The organism is Pseudomonas sp. 67(2021) (genome assembly GCF_017491835.1).
Taxonomy (GTDB): domain Bacteria; phylum Pseudomonadota; class Gammaproteobacteria; order Pseudomonadales; family Pseudomonadaceae; genus Aquipseudomonas; species Aquipseudomonas atacamensis.
Genome location: NZ_JAFGYL010000028.1, coordinates 48912 through 55483 on the forward strand (window position 1 = coordinate 48912; position 6572 = coordinate 55483).

The following is a 6572-nucleotide window of genomic DNA, read 5'->3' on the forward strand; positions in this document are numbered from 1 at the left end:
AAGTACAACGCATGAAGCGAATGGCCGGACTTTCCGCACTTGCCTTGATTATCTCCAGCACCAGTGGCTGCGGATGGGTCTGGGGGCCGGAAGGTTATTTCCGCGACCGTGGAAGCGATTACCTGCAAGCGCAACAGACTGCACCGATGCAATTGCCACCGGATGTGAGCACTGCCAAACGTCTCGATCCGCTGTTGCCGATCCCGCGCAACGTGGCCGATGACACCGCGACGGGCGAGTACGTTGTGCCGCGTCCTCAGCCGCTTTCGGCGGTTGCCGATGCCACTGATTACTCGCTGCAGAAGAGCGGTGATTCGCGTTGGGTCGTGGCTCAGCACCCGCCGGCCGAAGTCTGGCCAGTGGCGCTGCAGTTCTTCCAGGACAACGGTTTCCGTCTGGATGAACAGCGTCCGCAGACCGGTGAATTCACCACCACCTGGCAGCACTCCGACGAGTTGTCCGCGTCGATGGCCAAGCGCCTGAGTGCGGCCGGTATCGCCAGCGACAGCGAAACCCGCGTGCGTGTGCGCATCGAGCCGGGCGTGCAGCGCAACACCAGTGAAATCTACGTGGTCAGCGCCGAGCGTCCTGCCGGCAGCACGGCCGACGTGGCCTTCACCAACCGTTCGGTCAACACTGGCCTGGACGCTGCGCTGGTCGACGACATGCTCGCGAGCATGAGCCGCACCTCCGAGAAGGGCGGTTCGGTGTCGATGCTGGCCTCGCGTGATTTCGACGCGCCGAGCCGTGTCAGCCTGAACGAAGACGGCAGCGGCAACCCGGTGTTGAACGTCGGTACCGATCTGGACCGCGCCTGGTCGAGCGTCGGCCGTGCGCTGGAACAGGGCGAATGGCGCGTTGAAGACATCAACCGCAGCCTGGGCCTGTACTACATCAACCTGGCCGAAAAAGCCGAGAAGAAAGACGACAAGCCTGGCTTCTTCAGCAGCCTGTTCGGCACTGCGCCGAGCAAGGAAGAAGTCGAAGCCCGCGCCGAGCGTTATCAGGTTCGCCTGAGCAAGGTGGGCGAGAACATCCAGGTCACCGTCGAAAAGAACATCAACACCGTCGCGCCGGCCGATGTCGCGCGTAAAGTGTTGAGCGTGATTCAGGACAACCTGGGCTGATCCGATATGCGTTTTGCCGTTCTCGGCAGCGGTAGCCAAGGGAACGGCACGCTGATCGCCAGTGCTGATACGTACGTGCTGGTGGATTGTGGTTTTTCCCTGCGGGAAACCGAAAGACGTCTGTTGCGCCTGGGTGTGCACCCGGCGCAACTGAGCGCGATACTTGTGACCCACGAACATGCAGACCACGTGCATGGCGTGGGTTTGCTGTCTCGGCGCTACAATCTGCCGGTCTACCTCAGTCGCGGCACGTTGCGCGGGATGCGCAAACCGCTTGAACCGGCAGGCTTTCTGGCCGGCGGCGAGCAGCTGCAGATCGGCGCACTGAACGTCGGGGTCATTGCCGTGGCCCATGACGCGCAGGAGCCGACCCAGTACGTCTTCAGCGATCAGGAACAGCGGCGCTTCGGCCTGCTGACCGACCTGGGGTCGTTCTGCGAGCGGGTGCTGGATGGCTATCGGGACCTCGATGCATTGATGATCGAGTCCAACCATTGCCGCGACATGCTGGCCCGTGGTCACTACCCGTACTTTCTCAAGCAGCGGGTGGGCGGCGAACGCGGACATCTGAACAACCATCAGGCGGCATTCCTGGTGGCCGAGTTGGGCTGGCAGGGTTTGCAACACCTGGTCCTGGCCCATCTGAGCAGCAAGAACAACCTGCCGCAGCTGGCCCGGCAATGTTTTGTCGACACCCTCGGGTGCGACCCGGACTGGCTGCAACTGGCCGATCAAGATTCAGGGCTCGACTGGCGCCACATCGCCTAGCCCACCTACTTAGCAAGCGGAGCCCATCATGGAAAAACGTGAAGAACTCTACCGCGGCAAAGCCAAATCGGTTTACAAGACCGACGACGCTGACCGCTTGATCCTGCTGTTTCGCAACGACACTTCGGCGTTCGACGGCAAGCGCATCGAACAGCTTGATCGCAAAGGTATGGTGAACAACAAGTTCAACGCCTTCATCATGCAGAAACTCGAAGCGGCCGGCGTGCCGACCCAGTTCGACAAACTGCTGGGCGACAATGAATGCCTGGTGAAGAAGCTCGACATGATCCCGGTGGAATGCGTCGTGCGTAACTACGCCGCCGGCAGCCTGGTCAAGCGTCTGGGCGTCGAGGAGGGCATGAAGCTCAACCCGTACACCTTCGAACTGTTCTTGAAGGACGACGCCAAGGGCGACCCGTTCATCAACGAATCCCACGTCGTGGCGTTCGGTTGGGGTACCGCCGAGCAACTGGCGCGCATGAAGGAACTGTCGCTCAAGGTCAACGAAGTCCTGAGCAAACTGTTCGACGACGCCGGCCTGCTGCTGGTCGACTTCAAGCTTGAGTTCGGCGTGTTCAGCGACGGTTCCATCGTCCTCGGCGACGAGTTCAGCCCGGACGGCTGCCGTCTGTGGGACAAGGACACCAAGAAGAAGATGGACAAGGACCGCTTCCGCCAGGGCCTCGGCGACGTCATCGAAGCCTACGAAGAAGTCGCCGCTCGTCTGGGCGTACCGCTTTAATCGACGCAAGCATCTGATAGCACGGAAAAAATTTCGTTTGGGGGGTTCGCAACCAACGAAAGTGTTGTTATGATGCGCGCCGTTGGAGAGATGCCAGAGTGGCCGAATGGGACGGATTCGAAATCCGTTGTACCTTCACCGGTACCTAGGGTTCGAATCCCTATCTCTCCGCCATTATTGAACAAGACGAAGCCCCCGTAATCATTGCTGATTACGGGGGCTTTTTCGTTTGTGGATTTTCGTTTAGGCATTTTGAGGGCAAAAAAATGACATCATCAGGATGCTCTAGGCCCATGTATGCTTCAGCCAATTTCGAAAGCGTGCATTGGGGTCTGCGCTAAGGGAACTCTGAATAAGACTCCCAGATTTGCTGAGAACCCGCCTCACACGAATCGAACGGTTGAGTCCCGATGGAACAGATGTCTTTCGCCGATGCCGCATCTGCCGGCAAACGTAAGTAGACCGTCGTGACCGGTTCCTAATTGAAATGGATCAGGTCGTACCCTGGAAGGGCTTGATTGCCCTGATCGAGCCGCACTGTCCGAAAGGCGAGGGCGATCGCCCGGCGTATCCGTTGCTGGGTATGTTACGGGTTCACTTGATGCAGAAATGGTTCAGCTACAGCAATCCGGCGATGGAGGAAGCCTTCTACGAGACCACTATCCTGCGCCAGTTTGCAGGGCTGCACCTGGATCGGTTTCCTGATGAAACCACGATCCTCAATTTCCGGCGCTTGTTGGAGAAACGTGAGCTGGCGGGTGGGATCTTGCGGGTCTTCAACGGCTATCTGGGGACTGTGCCTTGATGCTGCGCCAAGGTACGGTGGTCGATGCGACGGTCATTCATGCGCCGAGTTCGACCAAGAAACAAGACCGTAAGCGCGACGCGGAAACGCGTCAGATGAAGAAAACAAATCAGTACTTTTTTGGTATGAAAGCGAACATCGGCGTCGATGCCGGATCCGGCTTGGTGGGCACGGCGGCGAATGTTGCGGAGGTGGCGCAGGTCGATCAGTTGCTGCACGGCGAGGATGCAATGATGCGGGTCACACCTGAGTAGAAAAGCGGCTGGAGCATCAAGGACGCAAGATGATCTGGTCAATTTGCCGCGCGTCCCAGCAGTTATAAAAAACACGATAAAAGGAGTTTGGTCGGGCGCATGCGACGTGAGATCGAATACGCCAAAGCGCAGGTACGAGCCAAGGTGGAACATCACTTTCGCGTGATCAAGCGCCAGTTTGGGTACACGAAAGGACGCTTTCGCGCCTTGTCGAAAAACATCGCACAACAGACAACCTTGTTAGCATTATCGAACCTGTGGATGGTGCGAAAACGTTTGTTGCGGGAGAGGTGCGTCTGTAATGCGGAATGATCGCCCTGAAGTACCGAGACCAGAGGATGAAACCATGAGTTGAAGACAGGAAAGGTCTGTTTTTGACCGACCCAGAATTTTTAAACCTCAGGCAGTGATGAGATCAAAAAAAACGGTAGGTACTTTAGGCCTTCCCTGGGTCAATTCGCTATCTTTAACGGCTAAAGTTGCGTGGTGCGCTCATTTTTTTCGTGAAGTAGAGATTTCATAATGTACGGTGCAACGAATTGCGAGCCATACTTGGATAGATGGTTCCTGTCGTTGTACAGGATTTTTCCACCCTTGGCCACATAGCATTTGTCGGAGTCGCACATCTGCGATGATAAGTCAATTATTTGTACGTTAGTAAAGTCTTTTGCTACGCGTTGAATAATTTCATTGTAGACGGAATTTACAGTGTCCTGATCGAATACTGTCCGCTGGAATGAACAGTAATTATTCTTTTCAGTAATTCTAAAAGGTCTTTCGATACAGGCCGATGGATCAAATGGAAGAGTTGGTGCGTCTAGAACTACCACAACATTTTTCTTTGCGTCAGATAGCATTTTGAAGGATCTTCTCATGCCTGACTCCAAGACTTTTTTGAAATCCAGTTCGCCAGGGTTTTGAATGTCTAAAGCGTCTTCATAAGAACACCGTGGATTATGAGCAAGAAGTACATTTGCCACGTTGTTATCTTTTGCGACGTAATCATATGCTTCATTGATGAGGCGATAAGCATTCGCGCGAACCTTCGCCGCGGCTTTATCCTTTTGCGCAGTAGACGTATCGTAAAATGGCGCAGCACAGCTGGCCGGAAAAACAGCCAAGCCACGCTCGGCGTTGGAGTAGGTGCTCAGACCAGCGAATAGGTGTGCTGCATGTGAGTCGCCAATGACCGAGCTAGTAATTGAACCATCTTGGATCAGGCATGGGTTGTCGGTCATTTTGTTCCAGTCAGGAAATTTCGTTGCGCAGTTCGCCAGCGAAATTGCAGTATTTTTCTCGGTAGCCCGGGCTGCTTCGGTTTTAGTCTCTAACGGGATAGCCGCTGGGTGTTTATAGGATACAAACCCACCAAGCACAATAACGATCATTAATCCAAGAAATGCAGAGGTTTGACGTGGCTGTTTTAGTATTCCGGTGCGAAGGGGCTTTTCAACTACTGAATAAGTAGTCCAGGCAAGTAAGAATGATGCTGCAACCGCTGCCGATCTTATCTCAATGCTGGGTACTTCACTTTCGACTATACGGGAGAACGCAAGCAGTGGCCAATGCCAGAGGTACAGCGGAAAGCTGATCAAGCCAATAGCTACAGCTACCCGTGTTGAAAAAATTTTCTTGTTGATTATAGATGAAGGTCCTGCGGCTATCAGGAGGACTGAACCAAGCACCGGAAATATTGCACGCCACCCTGGGAAGAGATCGCTCGACTTGAAGCTAAAAAGAGCGAAGAATATGAGTGCGAGCCCGCTCGCGCTTAGAATGTCATTTAGTTTGGAGCCCGGTGCTTCGACGCTTGAAACCCACCACGGCTGCAAACAAGCCCACGCCAGCAATGTACCTGCCAACAATTCCCAGGCGCGGGTCGGCAGTAAATAGAACGTGGCATTTGGATCCATGCTGATGAAGTAAAGATTCAAAATCAGCGACACTAATCCAATAGCCAGAATCACCCTGATAGCGCTGAATCCTATCTTCCAGGCCGCCCAAAGTATGATAGGAAATAATAGATAGAATTGTTCTTCAATCGCTAGCGACCATAGATGTAGTAATGGTTTTAGTTCTGCAGCGATATCGAAATATCCGCTCTCGTACCAGAGTGCGAAATTTGCTACAAAGCTCGCGCCCGCTACGATGTGTTTGGACAGTTCGGTCATCTCATCTGGTAATAGAACGAGTCTTCCAATAACCCAGCAAGATATCAGTACGAGAGTCAAGGCTGGGAAGATTCGACGTATCCTTCTGGCATAGAAATCTGAAAAACTAAACGTTCCTAGGTCAATGCTTTTAAGTAATATGGTGCCGATTAAATATCCGGATATTACAAAGAATATATCTACACCTACGAATCCACCTGGCATCAGTGTTGGGAATGCATGAAAAATAACAACAGAAATAACAGCAAGCGCGCGAAGGCCGTCTATATCACTTCTATACTTTAAATTGGGGTTTGTCATTGGTTTTCGGCTCAAGTTGTTACTAGCTGAAAGGCAGGGGGCAGAGGGTCGCGATAGTGCCATTATTCCGCTGCGAAAGAAACTCCCATCAACTTACCGCAACGGGCAGCAAATCGAAAACAGCCTTGGCGTAGCGATATTGACTGCGAAAGGGGAGGCGACAGAACACCAGAGATTTTGGGCCAATTTCTCGGGCAACGGTGCGAAAAAGGAGGCGATTGATAAGGCGTCAACCCCCTTGTAAATGCTGGCTGTGACCCTCGGAAAAACCCGACCAATACTACGTCGAGGTCTTTGTCGGCAGTGCCACGCTCTACCGCGTCGGGCAGAAACACCTAGGGAATTCGTGCGACAGTTCAAATGGACGCTGAGTTCGTGCCAGATGTTCGAGCGGCAGAAGATACC

The 6572-nt window shown here is 53.8% G+C and carries 5 protein-coding genes, 1 tRNA gene and 1 pseudogene; 6 read left to right on the top strand and 1 reads right to left on the bottom strand.

The window, feature by feature from the left end:
- The first annotated feature begins 11 nt into the window (after window positions 1-11).
- The 6 genes and pseudogenes from bamC (at window position 12) to J5M66_RS27075 (ending at window position 4008) form a co-directional block, all read left to right on the top strand.
- Window positions 12-1127: an outer membrane protein assembly factor BamC gene (gene bamC, locus J5M66_RS24465; RefSeq protein WP_207808306.1), complete on the top strand. Its 1116-nt coding sequence runs from the start codon at window positions 12-14 to the stop codon at window positions 1125-1127.
- A gap of 6 nt (window positions 1128-1133) precedes the next feature.
- On the top strand, window positions 1134-1895 hold the full coding sequence (locus tag J5M66_RS24470; protein ID WP_024012002.1) for an MBL fold metallo-hydrolase: 762 nt from the start codon (window positions 1134-1136) through the stop codon (window positions 1893-1895).
- 28 nt (window positions 1896-1923) lie between these two features.
- Entirely contained in the window at window positions 1924-2637 is a 714-nt protein-coding gene (purC, locus tag J5M66_RS24475) for a phosphoribosylaminoimidazolesuccinocarboxamide synthase (protein WP_016771262.1), read from the top strand.
- Between the two features lie 84 nt (window positions 2638-2721).
- A tRNA-Ser gene (locus J5M66_RS24480) sits at window positions 2722-2811 on the top strand.
- Between the two features lie 313 nt (window positions 2812-3124).
- Window positions 3125-3442, top strand: a complete 318-nt coding sequence (locus J5M66_RS27070) for a transposase (protein ID WP_243432929.1) — start codon at window positions 3125-3127, stop codon at window positions 3440-3442.
- A pseudogene (locus J5M66_RS27075) lies at window positions 3442-4008 on the top strand (transposase). Before J5M66_RS27070 ends, J5M66_RS27075 begins: the two are co-directional and overlap by 1 nt.
- A gap of 161 nt (window positions 4009-4169) precedes the next feature.
- Here the strand turns inward: J5M66_RS27075 and J5M66_RS24490 are convergent.
- Window positions 4170-6167, bottom strand: coding sequence for an acyltransferase family protein (locus J5M66_RS24490; protein ID WP_207808307.1), 1998 nt, complete (start codon window positions 6165-6167; stop codon window positions 4170-4172).
- Window positions 6168-6572 lie beyond the last annotated feature (405 nt).